The organism is Nitrospira sp. Vd2 (assembly GCF_979581665.1).
Genome location: NZ_CEFZSK010000015.1, coordinates 25,735 through 50,400, shown reverse-complemented (window position 1 = coordinate 50,400; position 24,666 = coordinate 25,735). Strand labels below are relative to the sequence as shown.

Here is a 24,666-nt window from a genome sequence, read left to right as displayed (position 1 = left end):
CCTCGCTGAGCGGTTCGCCACGCCGCTCTGATGGCGCGGCGCCGCTGCCCCGTTCCAGCTGCGGAATGTTTAGGTTCTATATTCTTCCCAGAAAGTGCAGGGATGTGGCTTGTCCTCATCGTCATCTCAGAGATCAGCACGGCGATCTATCGAACCCGCACGTCGGCTCCTTCGCCTGTCTCGTAGCCCGGTAAAGCGGAAGAACATAGAAGAGCGAGCAAGACCCGAACCAAAAGCGATCATATGCGAATAAATGACTAGGTATTTAACTGGTAAAACGGGTTCGAATGCCGTTGCAAAAGAAGCGCTTGAGTGTGACCGCCTGTGTGAGGACGACAGGGACGATAATGAATGGCAAACGTAGATATACGTACAAATGTGAACAGTAGAGTCGAAAAACACTCCTCATCCCGATAGTCGCAGATGCCACAATCAACCAAGTTCCTGTGCATAGGATGGCGCCGGCGCCTTTATAGCCTGGCCCTAGTTCTGGGCAGTATGGTGTCTACCGGCTGTTCGACCTTTCCACTCGATTGGTGGAAGGCGAACATGGAAGACTACGGACACCAATATTGCGACTCAGGGGAGAACTATTACGACGCCGCCCGGGTCTATTATCAGATCGCCGACTATACAGGTCGTGGGGATTGGACACGGTGCGCCGAGAATGCGATCAAGGGCTATCGCGACGGGTACTTGAAGCCGAACCAGTTTGGGGCCGCGGGCTGGATGATTTTTCCGCACGGACTGTTGATGCACTATCAACGCACGGGCGATGCGAGTTCAAAACAGGCCCTGATCGGGATGGCAACCAATTCCGCCTTTGCGCGCCACGAGCATGATCCGTATATGGTCCGTATCGACGGCAGCCGCGAGGTGGCCTACAACATCGAATCGAAATTGCTCGCGGAGGCGGTGGGGTACAACGATCGGGCTGAGGTTGAACGGTTGGTGGGGTTCGCGATGGGGCACTACGACCAATGGTTCATCAGTCACACGGCTGAATACGTGCGCCCCTTCATGGCCGCCCTGACGGCCGAGGCCTTGATTCTCTGGTACGACAGGACACAGGACCCAAAGGTCTTGCCGTTGTTGCAAGCGGGCGCGGACTGGATGTGGGATCACATGTGGGTCTCCGGCATCAGCGCATTCAAATATACCGACAAAGAGATGCCCCATGGCGGGGAAGATCCTGCCCCCGACCTCAATCTCTTGATCGTGCCGCTCTATGGCTGGCTCTACAAGATGACCGGTGAGGAGAAGTATCGGGAACGCGGCGACAAAATTTTTGCGGGAGGCGTGATCGGCTCCTATTTAAACGACGCGAAGCACTTTAACCAAAACTACCGGTGGAGCTTTGATTATATTAAATGGCGGGAAGCACCCGCGAAGTCTACGAGCCAAGCAAAGTAACCCGCAGCCTTCTGCCTGTTCTTCCTCGACTCTTTGAGATTGCCATTCTTTGCACGCAGCGACGGAGACGACAAATGCCGGCGACAGCCGCTAGCCCGAGCAGGCGGCATTTTCGCTCAGTCCTAACAAAGCAGATATTCATTCTTCTTCGCTCTCCGCGGTCCACTGATTTTTGTCGCTGCCGGTACAAATTTGATCTGACGAGGTGACGTACCCTCAAGTACTTACGAAGGGGCACACCGACTGCTCTTCTCCTTGCGTTCGACTGCAGGAGACAAGTTGTCCACCGAAAGGGGTGTGCCATGCAACAGCAACCATCGCTGCTTCGGTTTTTCGTCGGCATCGTCGCTACCCTGAGCGCCGGCCTGGTTCTCTTCGCGTCGGCCCCCGCGTCTGCAGATGACACACCGATCCCGCTCTTAAGTACCTGGGAGTCCAACATGACGACGTTCGGTCGGCAGATTTGCGGTAAGCTCGCTCCCGGAGCGATGGATTGGGCCCTTCAGGCTGATAGTGTTTATTATGACGGCGAGCGCGTGTACTATCAGATTGCGGCCTATACCGGTGATCCGACGTGGAGATACTGCGCAGGGCTGGCCGAGAGTATTTATCGCGACGGCTATGTCATGCCGAACAATGGAAAGGTCGCCGGGTTTGATGATTTTACTAAGGGCATGCTGCTCGACTATCAACTGACCGGGGATACGACTTCTCAGAACGCGATCGTGCTGATGTCTCAAAACGGATCCTTTTGTCCGGATGGGACACCGCTGGACTGGACTGCAGACTCCTACTACAGCCGCGAGGTTGCGTATGTGATCATGGCGTACCTAAATGCCGAAGCGGTCGGCCAACCTCGCCGGGCACGATTGGCCGACATGGTCAACCAAGCGCTTGGCCACATCGATCAATGGTTCATCTCCAAAACCGCGTCGTTCGTCCGGCCCTTTATGGTTGGGATCACCATGCAGGCGCTCATCCAGGCATACGACGCGACGCACGACTCCCGTATCCCGCCGGCTATCAAAACGGCGCTGGACAGTATGTGGCCGGCTCTGTGGGACCCCGCCTCGCAGTCGTTTTTCTATACGAATATTGATACGTCAACCTTGTCGTCGACCACGCCGGGCTACAACACCGGCGGCCGACAGCCGGCACCGGACCTCAATCTGCTGATCGTTCCCGCCTTTGGCTGGATGTACTACCAGACCGGCGATACGAAATATCGCGACGCGGGCGATCAGATTTTTGCCGGCGGAGTGACCAACGCGCAAAATTGGTTGTACTTGGGTAAGCAATTCGACCAAAACTACTGGTGGAGCCCGTCGTACATTGCTTGGCGGAAAGCGGCGCAGCCCGGGGTCGCCGCGGGGACTGCGACGACGAGTACCGGAACGAGTACATCGGGGAGTACGGGAACGACGTCCTCTTCCACCACATCGACGACCCCGACATCCACATCGACATCGACCTCCTCGCAGTCCCTTACGACCATATCGCCCCCCACCACATCGACCACGACGACGACCACGACGGACCAGCCGCGAGGTATGTACAAGAAGAAGCACCGACAATAAGCACCGACCGCTTGATGGAATAGGCGATGCCCGTATGCCGCCTGTGGGCATACGGCATCGCTGCTCGTCAACCTCGTACTTGCCTCTCCGTAAGTTGGGCGAGTAGCAGTAACGTCTCGCTCCGGCCACACACAAGCCGGCTCCTTGCCCATACCCGTCCTTCACGCCCTTGGATAAAGTGGCGGCGTTGGAAGATCGCATCTGTCCGAGCCGATTTCACGCTCGCCACCTGCAAGCGTGACGGCAGCTCGCATGCGATATGTCAGCTTTCGCCATGGGGAAGGGCATGGAGCGTCAGCGAGGCGGAGGTCCTGCTGGAAAAAGTCGATCTGAGGGTGACGCCTCCGATGAGATCCGAGTCCTTGCGATGATTGCAGCGACGGAGGTCACGGGGCCGCTTCGCGGGTTGTTTCAACTCATCGAGTACGCTAAAGACGTGCGGTTCGTCCTAGGCATGTTTCTGCTGGAGGGGCACCAGCCGACGCGTGCCATGGTCGAAGCGGCGCGGCGCGGAATTCATGTCGAGGTATTGGCACAGGCCGGGCGGTACGACGTCGGCTTGCTCATGCGGACGGCAAAGGTGATACGGGCACATCGTCCCACGATCCTGCAATCCCATGGCTACAAGTCGGCGCTCGCCGCCTGGATTAACGGGCGTCTTCACCGAATTCCCTGGGTGGCCTTCTCGCATGGCTATACAAGCGAGAACCGCCGAATCAGCCTCTACAACCGGTTGGATGCGTGGATGCTCCGACATGCCGATGCAGTCGTGGCCATGTCCGGGGTGATGGCTGATCAGCTGGTCGCGAGTGGTGTGCCCCGTGGCCGCCTGCATGTGATCCATAATGCCATCGATCCGGCAGAGTATCGGGTCGGTGGAAACGGCCTGGCGTGGCGGCGCCAATGGGGCATTTCCGCCGATGAGTTCGTCGTTGGCGTGATTGGGCGATTGAGCCCTGAGAAGGGTCAGCAGGTGTTTCTCCAGGCGTTCCAAGGCGTCGTCGCCCGTGGAGGAAATGCTCGTGCCGTTCTTGTCGGCGACGGACCCGAAAAGGAGCGATTGGAACAATTGGCGGGACGTCTGGGCGTCGCTAAGCATGTCGTATTCACGGGGCATGATCGTCGGATCGAAGACGTGTATCCGGCGATAGACCTCGTGGTGATTCCCTCGTTGAGCGAAGGATTGCCGAATGTGCTCTTAGAATCCCTGCTCTACGGAAAGCCCGTCGTGGCGACTGGGGCTGGTGCGATTCCGAATATCCTGAAGCCGGCCGGGGCCGGCTGGTTGGTGGCTCCGGGAGACGCCCATGCGTTGGAGGACGCCATCCTCGATGCGCTTCATGATGAGCATCGGCGATTGTCCTATGGATCGTCCGGGTGGCGCTACGTCCGTCGGCACTGTACCCCTGAAGGCCGGGCGGAGGCGGTGCGCCGAGTTTACGGGAGTATTCTAAAAGGACCAGCTTCCAGAGATGCGGCACCCCGCAGGCTCGATTGACACAATGTCCGGTTCAGCATCGCTCACGTGTGTGCCGTCGACAGTGACAGGCTCCGAGAGACGGGCCGTCTCCCGGCAGGAACTTCGGAAGAGGGCGGCGACTCTTCTCTGAGCGTACAGTCACGATGGGGCTTCTTGGCGGAAAGATCGGCGAGCTTCTGCTGTCACGATTCCTCATTCCGCCCAGCGACGTCGATCCTCGTCTCGCGACCTATTCGTCTTCCTTCGAGGAAGTGAATCGATTTTTTCGATTGGAAAAGAGCGACCTCGCAGGCTTAAGGGTGATGGATTTCGGGTGCGGGTACGGCGGGGTGGCAATCGAGGTGGCGTCTCTCGGTGCGGATCAAGTGATCGGGCTCGATATTCGTGAGAATGTATTGGCGGCGGCACGGGCACGCGCCGAACAGGCCGGGGTGACGAACTGCATCTTTATCAATGCGGCGAGCCGTGATGCGCAAGAGTTGCATGGAGCAATGGACGCAATTATCTCGATTGACGGGTTTGAGCATTACCGGGACCCGGAATCGGCGCTTCATGCGATGTCCCGTTACTTAAAGCGTAAGGGCCGTCTCTACATCTCCTTTGGACCGCCGTGGTGGCACCCCTACGGAGCCCACCTCCAATTCATGACACGGCTCCCTTGGCCGCACGTCCTGTTCACGGAACGGATCCTCCTCAACGCCCGCGCACGATACAAGAGCGATGGCGCCCAAGTCTTTGAAGACGTGGAAGGCGGATTGAATAGAATGACGGTGCGGCGATTCCTCGCATTGCTCGAGAAGTTTCCATTTCGAATCGTTCAGTTGGAGCTCACGCCGATTCGTCGCACCGAGGTCCTGCATCGCTTCCTACCTGCAGGCCGAGAAACATTGACGTCGACGGTGAAAGCGTGTCTAGAAAAAGTAGGCTGATATGCTGTCAAAGGCTTTCTCGTCGGCTGCCGTCGCCGATGATCTTCTAAGGACACACGTGGCAGCTACCCGACACAGCTGATTGAAGAATGGCGTCCAGCGATCGATGATGATCTGCGTTCGTCGGTGATCGCACGGTGACCGCCGTGCCGGATGCCTACAGCAGGTTGGGCCTCCTTCCGATAGGTCTCCCCGGGATTCTTTGTAAAGATAAATGCCGTCCGTACGTCCGTCGATGTGACCGACTCTCATGAGACTGCTCGCAACCAAACCGGGTTCTGTATCACAGTCCGGGGAAGTATCGAGACCTTATCCGAACAGCGCCAAGGCGTAGTGGATGATCGATAATGTCGTCGTCAAAATCCGCCGGCGCGATTCGCCGTTCTACGCCCGTCTCTATCGGATCGCGAAGGCTCTGCAAGCCGTACACATGCCGGTCATCCCCGGCTTGCACGACTTCCTGTACAACGAACGGCGTCTGAGGCTTGCGTTATGGCATGGCCTTGTCCGAGTGCTCTACCATGAACCGCTCTTCAAGACGCGTTGCGCCCGTGTCGGCAGCAATCTTCGTGTGATCGGCGGCATCCCCCTGCTGATGGGCACCCCCATTCATCTCGTCATCGGTGACAACGTGACGATCTCCGGTGTCACCACGTTCGTCGGTAGTAAACTCGTGTCCCGGCCGGTCTTGGAAATCGGCAGCGGCTCCTATATCGGGTATCAGACGGGCATCGTCACGGGACGTGGCGTGTACATCGGCCGTCACGTGCTGATTGCAAACCGCGTCTTCATCGCGGCGGAGGATAATCATCCCTTGGATCCTATCGCCCGCATGCGCAATGAGCCGGCGCGGCCCGAGGACATCAAGTCCGTCTGGATCGACGATCACGCGTGGATTGGAGAGGCGGCCACAATCTTGAAAGGCGTTCGGGTTGGAGAAGCGGCCATCGTCGCTGCTCATGCCGTCGTCACGAAAGATGTGCCCCCGTACACGATCGTCGCGGGCAATCCGGCACGACCGGTGAAGTCGCTGCGGCACGCCCGGGAAATGTCATGACGTTGCATCACAGTCCGATCCAGTTGACGTACGTGGTGTACGCACTGGCGGTCGGTGGATCCGAGACCCTCGCCCGCCGTTTGGCGCTGAGCCTGCCGCGCCGCCGCTACGCGTGTTCGGTGTATGCCGTACACAATGATGGACCGCTCTCCGCGCTCCTAAAAGCCGACGGCATCCCGTGCGGCGCGTTCTCGAGGAAGAGTAAGTGGGATCCGCTTCCACTCATTGGCTTGATCCGGCAATTTCGCGCGAATGGTACGAAGGTCGTCCACACGCATCACATTGGGCAATTGCTCTACGGCGGGCTGGCGGGGAGATTGGCTGGTTGCCGCGTTGTCCATACCGAGCATGACTATTACTCGCTGAGAGGCCACCGGTCTCAACAACTGCTTCGCGTGCTGACACGCTTGGCTGACCGGGTGACCGCGGTCGCGGAGCCGGTCCGGCGTTTCCTCGAAGAGTCGGTCGGGCTGCCGTCCGAAAAGCTGATCACCGTCCAAAACGGAGTCGATATCGCCAAATACGAGTCAGCGATCCCGTGCGATCGAAAGGAATGGGGGCTTGAGGATCGCGACGTCGTCATCGCCTGCGTGGCACGCTTGTCACCTGAAAAAGGCCATGTGGTTTTGTTGGAAGCCTTCCGGAAGGTCGTCGGTCGTCACGACCGAGCGAGACTCCTTATCGTTGGCGAGGGCGATGAACGGGAGCGGCTCGTGCGGCTGACCACCGATCTGAAGATCGACCATTGTGTAAGGTTCTTGGGGCTGCGCACTGACGTTCCGGAAATACTGACGGCCTGTGACATCGTCAGCTTGCCGTCGATCGAGGAAGGATTTCCGATCGTGATCCTCGAAGCGCTGGCCGCCGGGAAACCGGTCGTTGCCAGCGAACTCGGCGCGATACCGGACGTCATTCGACATGGCGCGACAGGCCTCCTCGTGCCGCCACGCGACGCACACGCACTGGCCGATGGTCTCTGTCGGCTCATTGAGGAGCAGGGGATGAGACGACAACTCGGCGCGAGCGGCCGGGACTTCGTACGGCAGGCATACGATTTCCAACGAACGGTGGAACGATACGATGATCTCTACCAGAGCGTGTTACAGGAAGCCGGCATGCTGCCGACGAACGGGTTCGCGTTGACTGTGCGATAGCCACCCCCGTGCGATAGCCATCGCGCGAAGCCACCCGATGGAGGACAGATGAAGGTCGATCTGCTCAAGTTGCTGCAATGCCCGACGTGCCGGGAATCATTTCAACTGGAGGAGCCCGTCGTTGAGAGAGAGAATCGAGAAGTACGGTCGGGAGCGTTGCGTTGTCGATGCACCAGATACCCCATCCATCGGTATATTCCCCGCTTTGCGGGCGATCACTATGCCGCCAACTTCGGCATGCAATGGAATCTCTTCCGCCGCACGCAGCTGGATGGCCTCGGAACGGACAATTCGGAAGCGCGGTTTGCCATCGAACTCGGTTTTCGTCCAACCGATATCGAGGGGCGGTTGATACTGGATGCCGGGTGCGGAATGGGCCGGTTCGCGGACGTGGTAGCTCGATGGGGCGGGACTGTAGTTGGAATCGATTTGAGTAGTGCCGTGGAGGCTGCAGACGCGAATATCGGGAGGCGCCCGAACGTGCATCTCCTGCAAGCGGACATCGGTCAGCTCCCCTTTTCCAATGGCACCTTTGATTACATCTACAGCATCGGCGTTCTCCACCACACCCCAAACCCGCCGCAGTTCTTTCGTCGCCTGGTGCCGCTGCTCAAGCCCGGCGGGACCATCGGCGTCTGTGTCTACTCGCGCGAGGTCGGACGATTGGCACTCCTCAAGCGGCATGGCTATCGCGCCGTGCTCAGATGGCTCCCGCCACCAATATTGCTGAGGCTCTCGCGTCTATTCGGTGCCCTCGGCTATCGTCTCGCACGCACTCCGATTCTGCGCCATATGGTGGGATTGCTACCGGCGGTCGTGTATCCAGATAAGCCTCGGGAATGGTCCGAATTGGATACCTTCGACTGGCTCTCGCCGGCGTACGAGTTCCGATATACAAAGAAGGAAGTGCAGGATTGGTTTCAGGACGCCGGCCTTCGCGATGTAAGGGTGGCCGATGGGATCCCTGGGTGGGTGTGCGTGACAGGATCAGCCGCTTCCGTCGGCCTAACGCGGGCCGTCTCGTGAGGCGTCCGGCAGCTCTTCCGCCCGACCATACGCAAGCTGTGTGCGATCGATTGTTCAAGACGGAATCGCGCGGCGCCGAGAGGAGCCCTGCGTTGAACAGCCGTAACAGCCGAAGATTGCTTGTCCGCCGGCGTCGCGCGGCTGTCACGCCTGATCAGTGCCGGCAAATCGGTTCGTGTTCTTCAATTTGGAGGCCGCTCTAGTCGTGTGTGGCATCGCTGGGATGGTCTCGTTGCGAGGCCGACCCCTCAAAGATGAACATCTGGTGGAGGCGATGACGAGTCGTCTGGTCCACCGCGGGCCGGATGAGTCGGGTGTCTACGTCAATCACACCCATACCGTCCGTTTGGGACACCGACGTCTGCGCATCATCGATTTGCACACCGGCCGACAGCCCTTGAGCAACCACGACGGGACCGTGACGGTGGCCTTCAACGGAGAAATTTACGGGTTTCACGCGTTGCGGCGCGAACTCGAAGAGAACGGCCACCGCTTCCGGACGGCCTCGGATACCGAGGTGATCGTGCACCTGTATGAGGATCACGGCGTGGAGGCGCTGTCTCGACTCACCGGTATGTTTGCCATCGCTCTTTGGGACGACGCCAACCAGCGCCTGCTGCTCGCAAGGGACAGAATCGGGAAGAAGCCGCTCTACTATGCGATTGGGCCCGACACGCTGGTCTTCGCATCCGAGCTCGATGCCTTGACGGCCATCCCCTGGATCAGCCGGGACATCGATGACGCGGCCTTGGACCAGTACTTGACCCTTGGCTACATTCCCGCTCCCGCTACCATTTATGCTGGGGTACAGAAGCTGGAGGCCGGTGCATATCTGGTTGTGCAGAACGGAGAGGTGCAACGCCGGCACTATTGGGCGCTCAGTGCCGCGCCTTCGACTCGACCGATGTCTTGGCCCGAGGCCAAGGCCGAGCTCGTGGACCATGTGCGCGAGGCGACAAAGCTCCGTTTGGTGAGCGACGTGCCCATTGGTTGCTTTTTGAGCGGTGGTGTCGACTCCAGCATCGTCCTCGCCATGATGGCCGAACTCAGCAACCGGCCTGTGCGGACCTTCTCGATCGGCTTTCCGGATCAGCAGTACAGCGAACTCCCCTATGCGCGCACGGTCGCGCGCCACTTCGGCACCGAGCACCATGAATACGTCTTGGAGCCGAACGGGATCGAGGTGCTGGATCGATTGGTGTGCCATGTAGGCGAACCGTTCGCGGACTCCTCCTGCTTGCCGACATGGTACTTGGCCAACATGACGCGAAAGTCCGTGACGGTCGCATTGACCGGAGATGGCGGTGATGAACTGTTTGCGGGCTACGCCTGGTACGACACAGGCCGGCTGTTGAACCGTTTGGCGATTGTCCCGCCCGCCGCGTGGCGGTGGATCGGCCGCACCGCTCGTCTTTCGTCCGCTCCTGTTGCCCGTCGAGTCGGCAGACTGGCGGACGTCCTGATGCTGCCTCCGGCCGGCCGGTATGCGTGGTTGCGCCAACAGATGACCGCGGAAACGAAACAGCGAATCTATGCGACCGACTTTTTTGCTCGCACGGAGGGCGAGGCGCTGCGCTGGCTCGGCAGTCGGTATGAGGCCATGCCGGGCCACGACGCCTTGAACCGCATGATGGGCGCCGACCTCGCCTCTTATATGGCGGAGGATCTTCTCGTCAAGGTCGACCGGATGAGCATGGCCCATTCGCTTGAGTGCCGATCCCCTCTGCTGGACACCGAGGTCGTCACGTGGTCGCTTCAGGTGCCCAGTCGCCTGAAACTTGCGGGGCGCTTCGCCACCCGGTCTCACCGTACCGCAGCGGGCGGCAAGTGGATCCTGCGGGAGGCTTTTCGCGACCGATTCCCGAACGGATTTCTCGATCGACCCAAGCAAGGCTTTACGGTGCCGCTGGAACGGTGGTTCAAGAGTCAGTTGCGCGAGCTGCTCTATGCACGCGTGCTCGCCGGCCCGGTGTCTCAGTCTACCCGCTTCAACCGTTTGGCACTGCAGCAAGTGGTGGAGGAGCACATCGAGGGCCGCGCGAACCATGCTTCCACGCTGTGGGCGGTGCTGGTGTTGAGTACGTGGGCTCAGCACTACCGAGTGTCGGTGTAGCCGCGCATCGGCAAGGTCGCACGTCAGGAGAGCAAGACCACCGCAAGGCAGGTCAGGAGGGTTGGCAGAGGACGTTCAGGTAGGTGTCGATGTGCTCGCAGTCTCTTGGTTCGAGTGATTCGTGAGGGCGGCCGACCACGTGAAAAGCGTAGCGGCCCTCGCGTCGCAATTCTTCCAACAGCTCGACCGCTGAAGCCCCGGCACGGGCCAGCAGGGTCGGATTGATCTCCATCAGGATCACCGGCCGGTGCTGCTTCAAGACATTTCGTGCTCCACGGACGAACAACAACTCCGCGCCTTCCACATCACATTTGATGAAATCGCAGCGATCCAGACCGCGTGCCGAGAAATACTCATCGAGCGTCTCCATCTGACAGGTATGCGACCGGCCATGGCCGCCCGGCGCGCCAAACAGTGACGCATCACCCGAAGCCCGGCCCGGTTCATCGTAGATCGTCGCGCTGCCTCGTCGGTCGCCGAGCGCGCACTGATTGATGACGACATTGCTGCAGTCGTTCAGTCCGCAGTTTCGCTTCAGCACGTCGGCGGTCGTCGGCATCGCTTCGAACACATGAACCATCCCATTCGGGCCAACCAGTCGGCTCAGCAACGTCGTATACCACCCAAAGTTCGCCCCGACATCGAGCGCCACGTCTCCTGTCTTGACGCATCGGCACACGAGGCGCGTTTCATCGGGCTCGAACAGGCCTCGATCGAGCAGCCCCATGTGGTACTGCGGGTCGCGCGGATCGATCCGGAACCGTCGCCCATCGTGGCCGGTCACCGTCAGGGGCACGGAACTTCGGACCTGCCGCGCCAGCGCGTAGAGCAGAGATGTCAGTCGATATCGCCCTCTCAGAATCCGCGTGTGCGTCGTGTATGCCCGTAGGAGAGAGATCAGCAGGATGAGTATCGTATCGCGGGTCTGCATGAGCATCATCTTCAGGCTTCGTATTCGGATCACGGCGTCCTTGTATTTCTCTTACCATGTTGGACCACAGTGGGTCAAATCGGCGATCCATGGCGTTCATCGTGCCTAGCAGCGTGCCGGCACGTTGGAAGTCTCGGTGTAGGAATTTTGCGAATCGATCTTCCACTGCGCCGGTCTCCGTTCCACAGGCCGGTTCTTCTGTCTGCCTCTCGCTTTCACGTAAAGCGTCACTTACTGACATGACATTGAGAGGCAATCCGATAGAGGGCCTGGGGGCTCTTTGTAAAGATGACGAGCGACTGCTAGTCAGTCAGATGCCCCAAGCATGCATTCTGCTCCCGATGAACCTTGAACTTACGATTGTGCTCGCATGTGGTGCGACGCTCCTCTATGCGTACCTCGGCTATCCGTTGCTGTTGTCTCTCTCCGGCCGTCGTTCGACCGCGACGGTTCCTGCCATGTCAAGCGCGCCGACGGTCTCTGTCATCATTCCTTTCCATAATGAAGAGCGATGGGCCACGCGAAAATTGGAGAACGCCTTGTCGGTCCGCTATCCCGCCGGCCGCACGCAGATCGTGGCGGTGTCCGACGGCTCGACGGACCGGACCGAGGAGCTGCTCCGTCGCTATGAGGACCGCGTCCTCGTGGTGGCCTATCCGAATCGCCGTGGAAAGCCGACCGCCCTCAACGTGGCAGCCACCGAGGCGCGGGGTGAGATCCTCGTCTTCACGGACGCGAATGTGCTGCTGCAGCCCGACGCACTCGAAGCGATGGTCCGTCATTATGCTGATCCTTCCGTCGGCGGTGTCTCGGGCGAGGTGTCGCTAAAGGCCGACCATGCCGCCGAGCCGTTCGGCGAAGGCGCGTACATGCGGTACGAGCGCTGGCTCTACGGTCTGGAAAGCCGAGCCAGCACGATGGTCGGAGTGGATGGCGCCTTCTTCTCGGTGCGCCGGGAATTGTTCGTTCCACTGATGGAGGACACGATCGCCGATGACTTCGATATTGCCCTGCGCGTCGTGGCAGGCGGGCGTCGTATCGTCTACGAGCCTACGGCGCGTGCCGTCGAGGTCGTCGTTCCGGACGTCCGCGCGGAATTTCGACGCAAGGTACGAATGATCGCCGGCGGCTATCAGGCGTTGTGGCGCTATCGGTCGCTGTTGCTGCCCTGGCCTCGACCGCTCGTCGCGCTCCAGCTGTTTTCCCACAAGCTGCTCCGCTGGTGGGTGCCGATGATCTTGCTCGTCGCGCTCCTTGCGTCGTTCGCGGCTCCCCGAACGATCCCGGTGACCGCTCTCCTCGCCGGCCAACTCGCCTTCTACGCGTTAGCGCTGGGCGGGTGGCTGAGCCGGTCGTTGCGACGCATGATGCCCGTCTACGTGCCGTACTATTTCTGTGCGGTCAATGTGGCGGCGGCCTGCGGGCTGTGGCGGTATTTGGTGGGCCGGCAAGCCGTGACATGGCAAAAAGTGGAGCGGTAGCACGTGAGAGGCGCGACTCAGGCTTCCGAGGTGCGGAGATCATGACGCCGTGGTGATGCACGAGGCGGCCTTACACATCGCATTGTCGTTCGTCGCGGTTGCCGCGTGTGAAGTGCTGGCGTTTCTCGTCATCGCGCGGAAGCAACGGCAACTCGTCCATTGGGCGCTCGCCACGGCGCTTGCCGCACTCGGTGTGACTCATCTTGGCAATGCGATGAGCCTGGCCGCGCAATCCGCCGCCGACCTGCTCCTGTGGCGCCGGGTCGCCATCGGCGGCGAGGTCGTGATGCCGCTGGCCTGGCTTGTCTTCTCGCTGGTCTTTGCGCGTGCCAACGATCGGGAGACGCTGCGGGACTGGAAGCCGATCCTGGCCGTCGGCGCCGCCTCGATGCTGATGGTGCTCGGTCTGCTCGGCTCGGAGGCGCTGATCAGCGTGAGCGGGTCCGACACCGTGCGCTTCGGCTGGCTCGGACGATCGTTCGCAGGGGTCTATCTCATCGCGCAGGTGCTGGTTCTCGCCAACCTTGAGCAGACGTTCCGTGAGGCCGACGAGGAGGCGCGATGGTACATCAAATTTCCCGTGGTTGGCGTCGGTCTCGTCAGTATGTACTTTCTCTATGAGATGTCGGACCTGCTCCTGTACTTGGTGTGGCATCGGGAACTGGCCTGGCTCAGCGCGATCGTCTCAACGGTCGCGTGCGGGTTGATCGGCTACGGGCTGGTGCATCGAGCCAGGCCGGATGTGCACATCTATGTGTCCAAGAAGGTCGTCTCCAGTTCCCTGACGTTTCTCTTCGTCGGCGGGGTGCTGGCCGGCACGGGTCTCATTGCGTGGTTCATCCGTGGCTCCGGGCTGCCGGGAAGTCTCGTCCTGAGCGCGTTGTTCGTCGTGCTCGCCGTGACGGGGGTGGTGTTCGTGCTGTTGTCCGCGCATGCTCGGCAGGTGCTCGGCCGCTTCGTCGAGCGGCATTTCTTCGCGCACACGTACGATTACCGGACGCGATGGTTGGAGGTGACCGAGACGATCAGCGCGCCGGGCAATGCCGAGCAGATCGGCGGCCGCGCGATCAGTTTGTGCAAAAGCCTCTTCGGCCCGCGAACCGCCGGCATCTGGATGAACGCGGAGGGCGACTCCGACACGTGGCTCCATCTCGCGAGCCTCGGCGGGCTCCCGCGGTCGATACGGATGACTGATCGTGGAGAGATCCGACGGTGGCTGGAAGAGCACCCGGAGGGGATCGAGCTGCCGGCGGCATCGGGTGCCATGCCGGCGTCTCTCGACGACGAAATGCGCCGAACGTCCGCCGCCCTGCTGGTCCCGCTCCGCGCCGGCAGTCGGCCAATTGGATGGATCATGCTGGGCCCGCGGGCCGACGGCCACGGGTACTCGCAACAAGACCGTGATCTGCTCCGCTGCGTCTCGGCCCAGGTTGCCGATCGGCTCCAGCATTTGACGCTCGCCGAACGGTTGATTCTCGCCCGCGAGATGGAAGGGTTTTATGAATGCTCGGCCTTTTTTCTCCACGACCTGAAAAACTTTACCGCGACGCTCTCGCTGATCGTCCAGAACGCCGAGCGCCATGGCGCGAACCCCGAGTTTCAGCGTGCGGCCATCGCGACGATCGGAACGACGGTGGGAAAGATGACGCGCCTCATGGGCACCGTCGCGGCGCTCTCGCGGGACCCGCGTCCAAAGCTGCAGGTCGTGGACCTCAATCGCTTGATCGATGACGTGCTGAAAGGGTTTGAACACGGCGGGGCGCCGCTGATTCGCGATGCGAAACCGGTGCCCCTCGTCAACGTCGATCCCGACCAATTGCAACAGGTTCTGCTGAACCTGATTTTGAACGCCCAAGACGCGGTCGGGCAGAGCGGCCGCATTATGGTGAAGACCGATGCGATCGGCGATGTCGCGCAAGTCATCGTCGAAGATAACGGCTGTGGCATGGAGCCGGAGACGATCGCCACGCTGTTTCGACCGTTCCGCAGCACCAAGGGGCGAGGGCTGGGGATTGGCCTGTATCAATGCCGAAAGATTCTTCAGGCCCACCACGGCACGCTGGATGTCGAGAGCGAACAAGGAGTGGGGACGCGGTTCATCATCCGTCTGCATGCAGAGCGAGGACAAGGAGCGGGACATGGCTAAAGCGGGGTTGCTGATCGTCGACGACGATGCCGAAATCAGAGATCAATTGCGCTGGGCGCTGGAGGATACGTACGCCGTGCAATTGGCGGGGACCACGAGGGAGGCGCTGGCGTACATCAAGCGGGAGCGGCCGCCGCTCGTCACGCTGGACCTTGGTCTGCCGCCCCACCCGGACGATGCGACGGAAGGGCTCGCCTTGCTCGATGCGATTCTCGCGATCGATCAATTGACGAAGGTCGTAGTCTTGACCGGCAACAGCGACCGCGCCAATGCGCTCAGCGCGATTCAGCGAGGCGCGTATGACTTCGTGCAGAAGCCGGTCCATCTGGAAACCTTGAAGCTCATCTTGGAGCGGGCAAACTACGTTCATCAGCTCGAGCATGAAAATCGGCGGCTGCAGCAGCAAGCCGTCCAAGACGGCTTCCAAGGGATCATCGGCACGAGTGCCGCGATGCAGCAGCTGTTCGACACGATCCGCCGCGTGGCCGCCTCCGACCTGGCGGTCCTCATTGTCGGCGAGAGCGGCACCGGCAAAGAGTTGGTGGCCCGGGCGATCCATCATGAGAGTCCGCGGCGCGACAAGCCGTTCATCGCGATCAACTGCGGGGCCATCCCGGATGCGCTGTTGGAAAGCGAGTTGTTCGGCCACGAGAAAGGCGCCTTCACCGGAGCGCACATGCAGCGCAAGGGCCGGATCGAGATGGCGCAGGGCGGCACGCTGTTCTTGGACGAGATCGGCGAATTGCCGTTGCCGCTGCAGGTCAAACTCCTGCGGTTTCTGCAAGAGCAGAAGGTGGAACGGGTCGGGGGGCGCGAATCCATCGCCGTCGACACGCGAGTGGTCGCCGCGACGAACGCGAATCTCACGGAGGCGATGGAGCGAATGGCGTTCCGCAAGGACCTCTATTACCGGCTGAGCGTCGTGCAACTTCAGGTACCACCGCTCCGTGATCGGGACGAAGACGCGGTGTTCCTGGCGCAGGCGTTTCTCCTTCGGTATCGCGATCAACTCAATGCGCGGGTCACGGGATTGTCCGATGAGGCACGCGAGGCGATCCGGGCGTATGGGTGGCCCGGGAACGTGCGGGAGCTGGAAAACCGGATCAAACGGGCCGTCGTCATGGCCCACGGAACGATGCTGCAGGCGGCCGATTTGGAGCTGTCTGTGGCGCCGCCGCCGCAGCCGTATCTGACGTTGCGTGAAGCGCGCTGGCAGTTCGAAAAAAATTTGATACGGCAGGCCTTGGCACGGACGAACGGCAACGTGACGCGAGCCGCCGAGGAGTTGGGAATTTCTCGTCAAGCGCTTCACGAATCGATGCACAAGTACGGATTAGACAAGAACAAAGGCGTGCCCGAGTTGCAATAAGCGGGCAACATGCCCGCTGTCGGACTCCACAGTGCGTCACGGCGACTCTCGCCGAAGGGATATCGCTTGACAAAGTTTTCCCGCCTCGTTAAAAAAAGGCGTTCCTCGCAGTGTCCCCACATTTCATGAACAGGCATGTCTCATCTGTTCACGACGCCTCTGACGCTCACCTCAGATCCTCGGCGACGCGTATAAAGGAAAACCCTTCCGTAGAACGAACTGCCCACGTTTGCGACCGTTCGTACCACTCCTCGACCGGGAATGCGTACAGCAATGATCGGGGGCTCTCGGTTCGCCTGGCTCAAAGCCGCGATGAGTGCGAGGCGATCTACCGCTTGCGGTACCAGGTCTACATCGAAGAGATGGGCGGCGCCCAGCGGCATGCGGAGGCCGATACGACGCACCGGAAATTGCGGGACGAATGGGACGATCGTGCGTATCACTTCTATGCCGAGCAGGACGGCCGTATCGTGGCGTGCGCGCGGATCTTGAAGCGGACCGACGGGCCGTTCGAGTGTGAAGAGCATTTCGACCTGGAGCGATTTGCCCCGGCCTTTCCGAAGCGCATTGCGATGACGTCCCGGCTGGTCCTCCACCAGGAACGGCGGGGCAGTCATATCCTCAAGCAGTTGACGTGCGCCATGTATCAGTTCCTGTGCGACAACGACATTCAGTTCAACTTCATCGATTGTCACACCCGGCTGTTGCCGTTGTATTCGCGATTGGGGTTTCGCGCCTATCGGCCCGGATTCAACCATGCCCAATACACGTACGTGGTCCCGATGGTCCTCGTGGTCGATGACATCGAACATTTGGAGCAGGTGAGATCGCCCTTTGCGCCGATCGGCCGCCGCTACGCCTGCTCCGCCGACGGCCGCCGGCTCCTGTTCGAACAGTTTCCTGCGGCAGCCGCCGTATCGGAATGCGGCCAAGTCGAACAACCGTCTCCCGAGGTCCTGCTCCAGCGGCTGCTCTCGGGGCAAGAGGCGCGGTCGGAGATGCTCGATGGGTTGACAATGGACGACGTCCGGATGCTCGCGTCGCTTGGCCATTACGTGCCATGCCGCGCCGGCGATGCCGTGTTACGCGCCGGTGACCCCGGACGGGAGCTGTTTCTGATCCTGGACGGTCGCTTTCAGGTTACCGGACGCATCCGGCATTCCGACGAGGAAGAGATCCAGGTGTGCAAGACGCTGGCGGCCGGTGATCTGTTCGGGGAGATTCGGTTTTTGACCGAAGAAATCCGCTACGCATCGGTCGTCGCCATGGAGCCGTCGGTCCTCCTGGTGCTGAATGCCAAGGCGATGGACCGGCTCGTCATCACCTCGCCGAAGGTCGCGGCCAAAGTCTTTCGCAACATCGCACGAATCGTCGTCTCGCGTCTCTGTCCCGCCGCCGCTCAACCACCGGGGTAGCAGCATGAATCGCTTCGCTCGCCGGGGACTATGAGCCAGGGGTGGGAGTACGATCTCGCATTCTCTCGCAATCTCGGACTCGTCACTCCCGAAGAGCAGGCCCGACTGCGCGCGTCACGCGTGGCGATCGCTGGAATGGGGGGCGTCGGCGGTGTTCATCTGGTCACGCTCGCCAGGCTCGGAATCGGGCATTTTCATCTCGCCGATCTCGATCATTTCGAAATTCCGAATTTCAACCGGCAGTATGGCGCGACGATCCAGACCATCGGCCGCACGAAGGTCGACGTCATGGCTGACATTGTGCGACGCATCAACCCCGAGGTGTCGTTGCGGGTCTTCCCCGAAGGCTTGACGGAAAAGAACAGCGAGGAGTTCGTGTCAGGGGTCGACGTGGTCCTGGACGGCATCGACTTTTTCGCCATTGAGGCGCGTCGCCTGCTCTTTCGCACCGCGCGGGATCGAGGCCTGTACGCGTTGACCTCCGGCCCGTTGGGATTCGGCGCGACGCTCCATATCTTCTCTCCCACCGGCATGAGCTTTGATGAATTCTTCGATCTGCACGATGGGATGTCCCGGCTCGATCAGTTAGTCGCCTTCATCGTCGGCCTCGCGCCGCGGGGACTGCATCTCCGCTACCTGGACTTGAGCCGGGTCAACGTGAATGCGGGTACCGGTCCATCGTCGGCCATTGCTTGTCAGCTTTCCAGCGCGTTGATCGGCGTGGAGACGTTGAATGTGCTGCTGGGTCGGAGGCCGGCGTGGAGCGCGCCGAGATATTTTCAGTTCGACCCCTATCTCCACCGCTATGTGAAAGGATATCTGCGTCGGGGCAATCGACAACTTGGGCAGCGGTTCAAGCGGTGGATGATGAAGCGTCGGTTGGTGCAGCGTGGGACGACCGCTCACCCCTCCAGGGAGGAAGAGCGAGCGGTCGGCATGTAAGCCGCTATTTGGAGAATGATCGGCGGGCGACGCCGAGCATTGCGAGGCCGGTTCCGATCAGCAGTAACGTCGCCGGTTCCGGGATCGCGGGAGGTGTCTGGCCGACGTTGAAGGTCAAGTTGCCGGATCCCTGAATCTGGCCGTTCTGAAAGCTGCCGAGACTGAAACCGCTGACGTTGGTGTTATTCCCCGCAAAGTCAGCCGTGTTCAGTCCGAGTTGGAACGGCCCGCTGAAGAATCCGCCGACCGGATTGATGTTGAGCACGACGTGGAAGTCGCCCTTGGCCAAATCAGGCCCGAACACGTGCGCCTGGCCTTGGACGAGGCCCGTCGATTGGGCGACGAGCGTGCTGTTCGCAAACAGCTGGAGATTGAATGAATTGAATGTCGCGTTAATACCCGTGCCCTCGGGCACTGCGGTGCCGCTGCCGGTGAACTGACCCGTCAGCGTGTAGCCAGGCGACTGATTCAAGCCGGAATTGATAACCGGTGTCGTGAAGTTGCTCTTGAAGTTGCTGAATGAACCGCTGCCGGTCTCGGTAAACGTACACGGACTTGCCGTGGTGCATGTGCCGGATGGGGCCGTTTGGTTCACCGTCGCCGAGTAGCTGAAGTCAACCAACGCCGCGGAAAACGAACTCTGTGGAGCGCCGACGACGGATGGATTGACGGTGAAAGATACGGCTCCCGCGAACGAGGCCGTCAGCACGAGACCGACCGCCGTGCCGACCATGACCGTCAGTGATGCAAAACGTCGCATGCTTGAAGACAACATCCTTTCCTCCTCGTGGTTCTAGCTGCGCCTGTCTTCGTTCATGCAGACGATGTGCCGTGATAACTTTCACGAGATAACGATGGCTTCTGCATCATGTGAAGCGAGCATGACAGACGGCGTCAAGTTTTCCGACGCGACTGTCCGGTCCCTGGCAAGCGCCGGACGGTGCGAAGATGTTGATGTTCTAAACATTCAGACTTCTTGCTCGCTTAGCAGAGTTCCACGCTGCTGCGTCGCCCTAGCTTCACACCGTATTTTCCTTATACCGGGCCTCGGCGGCGTCGCGTTGAATGCCTGATGTGGCGATGATGGAAGACGCGGTGCGCGCACCCCGCTTGGACGATTTCCAGCGACGCGTTCTCAGTGCGGCGATTCGAGCGCCTTCCGGGGACAACTGCCAGCCCTGGGTGTTTGATTTTTCCAGTCACGATCGCCTGGCCATTCGTATCGTTCCCGACCGCGCAAGAAGCTTCTTCGATTACCGGCATCGCGCCACGTATCTGTCGGTCGGAGCCGTGATTGAAAACATTCGAGTCCAGGCGGGGAGTGAAGGCAGAACGGTGGCCGTCTCGTATCGGACGTACGCCGACACGCCAGTCGCCGCTGAATTGACCTTTTCGACCCACGGCGCTGCCCGTATCGCCCGGGAAACCGTGCAAGCGATGTTCAAACGGACTGTCAATCGCCGTCCGTTTCTTCCGTACCGGCCTCGTCCCTCGCTCGTCACCAGACTCACCCGTGACCCGGTGGCCGGCACCGGGGTCCGGTTCTTTGACTCACGGCGCGACATCGCCCGGTGGGCGAAGGTGATTACGCTAGCCGATCGCATCCGGTTCTCGCATCCGGTCATTCACGAGGAGCTGTTTGCGAAGCTGCGATTCACGAAGGCGGAGGCGGAAGAAACGCGGACGGGTCTTGAGGTGGACCGGCTGGGGTTGGGCCCGCTCGGCGCCCTGGTCTTGCGCTCGCTCCGGCCGTGGTCGCGAATGCAACGCCTGTCGCGGTGGGGCTTGATCCGCCTATTAGCCGCTCAATCGGGTTTCTTGGCCAAGGCATCGGGCGCTCTCGTGTTGGTCACCACGAATGGGCCGTCGGCGGAAGCCTGGATGCGAGCCGGCGAGCAAGTTCAACGGCTGTGGATCGGCGCGCAGCAAGAAGAGTGGCAGACACATCCGATGCCCGTCGGTCTCTATTTGGATCAGCGCTTCCAAGAGGAGGGCATGGAGAGGTTCTTGCCCTCGCAGTTGGAGCTGCTGCGCGAACTGCGAGAGCACATCAGGGATCTCGTGCCCGACGGATTAGGGGCGATGCTGTTTCGCCTTGGCCGAGCTCCTGCGGTCGGAGGCCTGTCAGTGCGGCGACCGGTCGAGGAGATGATGCTGTGAGGCCCGCGGCGCGGAAAGCCCTTCCCCGGGATGAGGAAGGGCTCTGCCGCATGCACTATCGCCGAACTCTACGGCCCAGCCAGCCAAGGCCCGCTAGCCCGGAGCCCAACAAGAGCAGTGAAGACGGCTCCGGGACCACGTTGAACGTCAGGTCGCCGGATCCGCGAATCGTCGCGCCGGTGAAGGTTCCGAGCGTCACGCCAGTGACCGTCGTATTGTTCCCAGCAAAATCCGCCGTGTTCAAGCCCAGCACGAACGGACCGCTGAAAAAGCCGCCGTCCGGTTGGAATTGGACGACGACATGGAAGTCGCCTTTGGCCAGATCCGGGCCGAAGACGTGAGCTTGTCCGGCAATCAGGCCGGTCGAATGGCCCACGAGAGTGCCGTTGGCAAAGAGCGACAGACTGAACGAGTTGAAATCAGCTTGAATGCTGCCACCGGATATGGGAATCGCCGTTCCGGCGCCGCTAAATGTGCCGGTCAATGTATATCCGGGGCTCGCGTTCAGACCGCTGTTGATCACCGGCGTCGTGAAGTCCGTCTTGAAGTTGCTGAACGACGCCGTCCCCGTCTCCTGGAAGTTACACGGATTGGCGACGGTACAGGTTGACGCACCACCGGTTGTTTGCTGGTTGACGGTCGCTTCATAGCTGAAGTCGACGAGAGATGCCGAGAACGATGACTGCGGTGCGCCGACGGCGGATGGATTGACCGTAAAACTGGTCAACGCCTCAGCCGGCGACGTCGCGAGTATCGCCCCGAAGGCCGCAATGAAACCGGCCTGCAGTCCTCTGGTGAACATTGGTGAACCTCCTTGTGTAATTGACCCCCACTGATGCGCGCATCGATGGAGAGTCAAAAAGCAGAGGCCGTGCCAATGTCATAAGTAGTGGTACTTTCGAAAAATCAGAGTGAGGCCTTCTCAGAGCTGTTACCTAAGTGTCAGGTGCTCTTGGCAGCAGACGACTGGAGCATCAGGAAGAAAAATCCTTCAAGGTCTTTCAGAACCGAATGGTTAGCGAGTCCGGATTTCGTGCGATGCGGTAGTTCTTCCAAGTCCCCTGTCAATTAGAGCGGCGGCACGTCCGAGGTGCATCGTCGGGGCAATGGTCCGAAGGAGGGCTATGCGAGGCACTGTGCAAATCGCCAGCAGTAAGGCAGAGCGCGAAGAGATTTACCGGCTACGGTACGACATTTACATCGAGGAGATGGAGGGACGGGAGCGGCATTCGGAAGCCGACCCTCACGCTCGACAGTTTTCCGACGACTGGGATGTGCACGCGCATCACTTCTATGCGTCCCAGGACGGCCGGATGGTAGGATGCGCCAGACTCTTGTTTCGCCGAGATGGTCCGTTCGAATGCGAATCTCAATTCGAGCTGAAGCGGTTCGAGCCAGCGTTTCCCGATCATGTGAGCATGAGTTCCCGAATGGCGGTTCATCCCGGGCTGCGGGGCAGTCATCTCTTGAAGAATCTGGCGTGCGCCATGTTTACGTTCGCTCGTGATCATGCCATTCGATTTGACTTCATCGACTGCCACCCCCGGCTTCTGCCGCTCTACAGTCGGCTCGGCTACCGAATCTACCGACCGGGGTTCAACCATCCGAAGTACACCTACGTTGTCCCAATGGTATTGGTGCTTGATGATGCGGATTACTTGGACCGGATTCGGTCGCCGTTTGCGACCATCGCAGAAGACTATCCGCGTTCTTCAGATGGCACTGAGCTCTTACTGTCCCGCTTTCCCGGGTTTGCCACTGACGTTCAGTCGGCAGTATGCGATGTGGAAGAGTTCTGGGACGTCTTGAAACATCGATTGTTGACCCTATCGGATCGAAAACGGCGTTGTGACATTCTCAATGGATTCAGCGATGAGGAAATGAAGAGCGTGACGTCCGTCGGGCATCTCGTGCCCTGCCGAGAAGGCGATGTGGTCCTCAACGTCGCGGATCCGTGTCGAGAGCTCTTTGTGATCCTGTCTGGCCGATTCCAGGTGACGGGGACGGTGCAAGGGCCCTTCGGTGAAGTGCGGATCGTCAAGCTGCTTGAAGCCGGGGAGAGCTTCGGGGAGATTCGGTTCTTAACCGAACACATTCGCTATGCCACGGTGACGGCGGTCGAAGATTCCAGGCTGCTCGTGCTCAGTGCGAAAGCGCTCGAGCGATTGACTATGACGGAGCCCGTGACCGCCGCAAAACTGTATCGCAATCTCGCCCGGCTCGTCGCCAATCGGCTTCAAGACGTAACGGTGTAAGTTACTGAGCCTGATGTATGAACTAGAGCTCAGGAATGAACGAGTGGCGAGAGGAGGCCGCCAATGTCGGTAGCGAGGTCGCACTCTCACGCACGCCGCGAGCGAGGAGTTCGGTTATCCCTGGATCGAAGCGACTCCCGGCTTCTTCGCGGATCCGGTGAATCGCTTCCTCGACGCCAAGCGGCTGCTGCGTTCCATGCTCGGCTGTCAGATGATCGAACGCCTGTGCGATGGAGACGATGCGCGCGAGTAACGGAATACCTTCACCTTGAAGCCCATACGGGTACCCGGACCCGTCGTAGCGTTCGTGATGATAGAGGATGATCTGGCCGACTTCCGCCGGCAGCCCCAGCGGCAAAATCATCCTGGCGCCGATTTCAGGATGGTGCAGCAGATCGCCCTGTCGGTTTTCACCGTCCAGCCGACCCGTAGACCGGGTTAGCGCAAGGGAGCCGATGTCATGCAAGAAGGCGCCGAGTGGCAGTGCTTTGCGTTCGGATTCCGTCAAAGTCAATTGTTTCCCCAGGAACGCCGCATAAAAGCTCGTTCGGTTCGAATGATTGAACAGCTCTCGGTCATATGCTTCGAGCAGTTCGGCAAGCAGCGGGGTAATATCGGCGGCATCGGCGGAGGGCGCATCGCCTTTGACCTGCGAGCGCACATCCTGATAGCGGCGCTTGAGCTGTCCCCAACTTTCCGCCGCTTCCTCTTCGGTGGCCCAGAGGCTGTCCGGACCGGCGAGATACTGCCGCAGGACTTCCAGACGCTGCTTCTTGTTCAACGCCTGGTTGATGATGGCCAGCAGCTCCGTCACATTGAAGGGCTTGAGGAGGTAGGCTGCGGCTCCGTACCGTACTGAATCCATCGCTGACTGCAGACTCCCGTAGCCGGTGATGACCACCACCTCGACGTCCTGATGCTCTGCTTTGACCTGTTGCAGCAAGTCGAGGCCGTACCGATCCGGGAGTTTCATGTCGAGCGTAATCAGATCGATCCGTTCTTCCTTCAAAATTTCCAACGCCTCTCGACCGTTGTCCACCGTTTGCAGGTTGTAGAAGGGGCGGAGAATTACTTGGAGCGCGTTGCGCGGACCGACTTCGTCCTCGACAATGAGAATAGTAGGCCTGTGGGGAGCGACAGACATTGCGGCAATTACGTATTATATGTAGAACGTATACTTCCGGGGACGAGTTTTGTCAAGAAAACCAACTCTCCCCG

General features: G+C 60.2%; 19 protein-coding genes. 15 read left to right on the top strand and 4 right to left on the bottom strand.

Annotated features, from left to right (window positions below; genetic code table 11):
- Positions 1-549: 549 nt before the first annotated feature.
- The 8 genes from AC1U7K_RS08020 to asnB all read left to right on the top strand — a co-directional run bounded on the left by AC1U7K_RS08020 (position 550) and on the right by asnB (position 10,749).
- On the top strand, positions 550-1,413 hold the full coding sequence (locus AC1U7K_RS08020; protein ID WP_480250569.1) for a hypothetical protein: 864 nt from the start codon (positions 550-552) through the stop codon (positions 1,411-1,413).
- 302 nt (positions 1,414-1,715) lie between these two features.
- Positions 1,716-2,990 (top strand): hypothetical protein, encoded by a 1,275-nt coding sequence (locus tag AC1U7K_RS08015; protein WP_480250567.1) that lies wholly within the window; start codon positions 1,716-1,718, stop codon positions 2,988-2,990.
- Positions 2,991-3,357: 367 nt separating this feature from the next.
- Entirely contained in the window at positions 3,358-4,488 is a 1,131-nt protein-coding gene (locus AC1U7K_RS08010; protein WP_480250565.1) for a glycosyltransferase family 4 protein, read from the top strand.
- 125 nt (positions 4,489-4,613) lie between these two features.
- Positions 4,614-5,399 (top strand): class I SAM-dependent methyltransferase, encoded by a 786-nt coding sequence (locus AC1U7K_RS08005; RefSeq protein WP_480250564.1) that lies wholly within the window; start codon positions 4,614-4,616, stop codon positions 5,397-5,399.
- Between the two features lie 337 nt (positions 5,400-5,736).
- Positions 5,737-6,456, top strand: coding sequence for an acyltransferase (locus tag AC1U7K_RS08000; RefSeq protein ID WP_480250563.1), 720 nt, complete (start codon positions 5,737-5,739; stop codon positions 6,454-6,456).
- A complete protein-coding gene (locus AC1U7K_RS07995; RefSeq protein ID WP_480250561.1) occupies positions 6,453-7,610 on the top strand; it encodes a glycosyltransferase in 1,158 nt (385 codons plus the stop codon). The genes AC1U7K_RS08000 and AC1U7K_RS07995 overlap by 4 nt, the downstream gene beginning before the upstream one ends.
- Before the next feature lie 48 nt (positions 7,611-7,658).
- Positions 7,659-8,636: a class I SAM-dependent methyltransferase gene (locus AC1U7K_RS07990; RefSeq protein WP_480250559.1), complete on the top strand. Its 978-nt coding sequence runs from the start codon at positions 7,659-7,661 to the stop codon at positions 8,634-8,636.
- A 157-nt stretch (positions 8,637-8,793) separates the two neighbouring features.
- Complete coding sequence (asnB, locus tag AC1U7K_RS07985) at positions 8,794-10,749, top strand: asparagine synthase (glutamine-hydrolyzing) (protein WP_480250558.1); 1,956 nt, start codon at positions 8,794-8,796, stop codon at positions 10,747-10,749.
- Positions 10,750-10,801: 52 nt separating this feature from the next.
- Here the strand turns inward: asnB and AC1U7K_RS07980 are convergent, their stop codons facing one another.
- On the bottom strand, positions 10,802-11,713 hold the full coding sequence (locus tag AC1U7K_RS07980) for an FkbM family methyltransferase (RefSeq protein ID WP_480250557.1): 912 nt from the start codon (positions 11,711-11,713) through the stop codon (positions 10,802-10,804).
- A gap of 308 nt (positions 11,714-12,021) precedes the next feature.
- Here AC1U7K_RS07980 and AC1U7K_RS07975 point away from each other — a divergent pair, with 308 nt between their 5' ends.
- From AC1U7K_RS07975 to AC1U7K_RS07955, 5 genes are all read left to right on the top strand, one after another.
- Complete coding sequence (locus AC1U7K_RS07975; RefSeq protein ID WP_480250555.1) at positions 12,022-13,161, top strand: glycosyltransferase family 2 protein; 1,140 nt, start codon at positions 12,022-12,024, stop codon at positions 13,159-13,161.
- A 55-nt stretch (positions 13,162-13,216) separates the two neighbouring features.
- Positions 13,217-15,307 (top strand): XrtA/PEP-CTERM system histidine kinase PrsK, encoded by a 2,091-nt coding sequence (gene prsK, locus AC1U7K_RS07970; RefSeq protein ID WP_480250586.1) that lies wholly within the window; start codon positions 13,217-13,219, stop codon positions 15,305-15,307.
- Positions 15,300-16,676, top strand: a complete 1,377-nt coding sequence (gene prsR, locus AC1U7K_RS07965; protein ID WP_480250553.1) for a PEP-CTERM-box response regulator transcription factor — start codon at positions 15,300-15,302, stop codon at positions 16,674-16,676. The genes prsK and prsR overlap by 8 nt, the downstream gene beginning before the upstream one ends.
- 335 nt (positions 16,677-17,011) lie before the next feature.
- A complete protein-coding gene (locus tag AC1U7K_RS07960; protein ID WP_480250551.1) occupies positions 17,012-18,091 on the top strand; it encodes a cyclic nucleotide-binding domain-containing protein in 1,080 nt (359 codons plus the stop codon).
- Between the two features lie 30 nt (positions 18,092-18,121).
- Positions 18,122-19,033, top strand: coding sequence for a ThiF family adenylyltransferase (locus AC1U7K_RS07955; protein WP_480250549.1), 912 nt, complete (start codon positions 18,122-18,124; stop codon positions 19,031-19,033).
- A 4-nt stretch (positions 19,034-19,037) separates the two neighbouring features.
- Here the strand turns inward: AC1U7K_RS07955 and AC1U7K_RS07950 are convergent, their stop codons facing one another.
- Complete coding sequence (locus AC1U7K_RS07950; protein WP_480250548.1) at positions 19,038-19,793, bottom strand: PEP-CTERM sorting domain-containing protein; 756 nt, start codon at positions 19,791-19,793, stop codon at positions 19,038-19,040.
- 305 nt (positions 19,794-20,098) lie between these two features.
- Between AC1U7K_RS07950 and AC1U7K_RS07945 the strand changes: the two genes are divergently transcribed.
- The gene (locus AC1U7K_RS07945; protein WP_480250547.1) at positions 20,099-21,193 is read left to right on the top strand and encodes a nitroreductase family protein; all 1,095 of its coding nucleotides are present in this window, start codon (positions 20,099-20,101) and stop codon (positions 21,191-21,193) included.
- 55 nt (positions 21,194-21,248) lie between these two features.
- On the opposite strand, the gene pepA is transcribed toward AC1U7K_RS07945, so the two are convergent.
- A complete protein-coding gene (gene pepA, locus AC1U7K_RS07940) occupies positions 21,249-21,995 on the bottom strand; it encodes a flocculation-associated PEP-CTERM protein PepA (protein ID WP_480250546.1) in 747 nt (248 codons plus the stop codon).
- 322 nt (positions 21,996-22,317) lie between these two features.
- Between pepA and AC1U7K_RS07935 the strand changes: the two genes are divergently transcribed.
- Positions 22,318-23,448 (top strand): GNAT family N-acetyltransferase, encoded by a 1,131-nt coding sequence (locus AC1U7K_RS07935; protein WP_480250544.1) that lies wholly within the window; start codon positions 22,318-22,320, stop codon positions 23,446-23,448.
- A 22-nt stretch (positions 23,449-23,470) separates the two neighbouring features.
- Here the strand turns inward: AC1U7K_RS07935 and AC1U7K_RS07930 are convergent, their stop codons facing one another.
- Positions 23,471-24,592: an HD domain-containing phosphohydrolase gene (locus tag AC1U7K_RS07930; protein WP_480250543.1), complete on the bottom strand. Its 1,122-nt coding sequence runs from the start codon at positions 24,590-24,592 to the stop codon at positions 23,471-23,473.
- Between the last annotated feature and the right edge of the window lie 74 nt (positions 24,593-24,666).

What these genes read in the sequence shown, in the direction of transcription:
- AC1U7K_RS07990 (WP_480250559.1), top strand. Translation starts at nt 7,659, where the DNA reads ATGAAGGTCGATCTGCTCAAGTTGCTGCAATGCCCGACGTGCCGGGAA.
- AC1U7K_RS07935 (WP_480250544.1), top strand. Translation starts at nt 22,318, where the DNA reads ATGCGAGGCACTGTGCAAATCGCCAGCAGTAAGGCAGAGCGCGAAGAG.
- prsK (WP_480250586.1), top strand. Translation starts at nt 13,217, where the DNA reads ATGCACGAGGCGGCCTTACACATCGCATTGTCGTTCGTCGCGGTTGCC.
- AC1U7K_RS08020 (WP_480250569.1), top strand. Translation starts at nt 550, where the DNA reads ATGGAAGACTACGGACACCAATATTGCGACTCAGGGGAGAACTATTAC.
- AC1U7K_RS07975 (WP_480250555.1), top strand. Translation starts at nt 12,022, where the DNA reads ATGAACCTTGAACTTACGATTGTGCTCGCATGTGGTGCGACGCTCCTC.
- AC1U7K_RS08000 (WP_480250563.1), top strand. Translation starts at nt 5,737, where the DNA reads ATGATCGATAATGTCGTCGTCAAAATCCGCCGGCGCGATTCGCCGTTC.
- AC1U7K_RS08005 (WP_480250564.1), top strand. Translation starts at nt 4,614, where the DNA reads ATGGGGCTTCTTGGCGGAAAGATCGGCGAGCTTCTGCTGTCACGATTC.
- AC1U7K_RS07955 (WP_480250549.1), top strand. Translation starts at nt 18,122, where the DNA reads ATGAGCCAGGGGTGGGAGTACGATCTCGCATTCTCTCGCAATCTCGGA.
- pepA (WP_480250546.1), bottom strand. Translation starts at nt 21,995, where the DNA reads ATGTTCACCAGAGGACTGCAGGCCGGTTTCATTGCGGCCTTCGGGGCG.
- AC1U7K_RS08010 (WP_480250565.1), top strand. Translation starts at nt 3,358, where the DNA reads ATGATTGCAGCGACGGAGGTCACGGGGCCGCTTCGCGGGTTGTTTCAA.
- AC1U7K_RS08015 (WP_480250567.1), top strand. Translation starts at nt 1,716, where the DNA reads ATGCAACAGCAACCATCGCTGCTTCGGTTTTTCGTCGGCATCGTCGCT.
- AC1U7K_RS07930 (WP_480250543.1), bottom strand. Translation starts at nt 24,592, where the DNA reads ATGTCTGTCGCTCCCCACAGGCCTACTATTCTCATTGTCGAGGACGAA.
- AC1U7K_RS07950 (WP_480250548.1), bottom strand. Translation starts at nt 19,793, where the DNA reads ATGCGACGTTTTGCATCACTGACGGTCATGGTCGGCACGGCGGTCGGT.
- prsR (WP_480250553.1), top strand. Translation starts at nt 15,300, where the DNA reads ATGGCTAAAGCGGGGTTGCTGATCGTCGACGACGATGCCGAAATCAGA.
- AC1U7K_RS07995 (WP_480250561.1), top strand. Translation starts at nt 6,453, where the DNA reads ATGACGTTGCATCACAGTCCGATCCAGTTGACGTACGTGGTGTACGCA.
- AC1U7K_RS07945 (WP_480250547.1), top strand. Translation starts at nt 20,099, where the DNA reads ATGCCTGATGTGGCGATGATGGAAGACGCGGTGCGCGCACCCCGCTTG.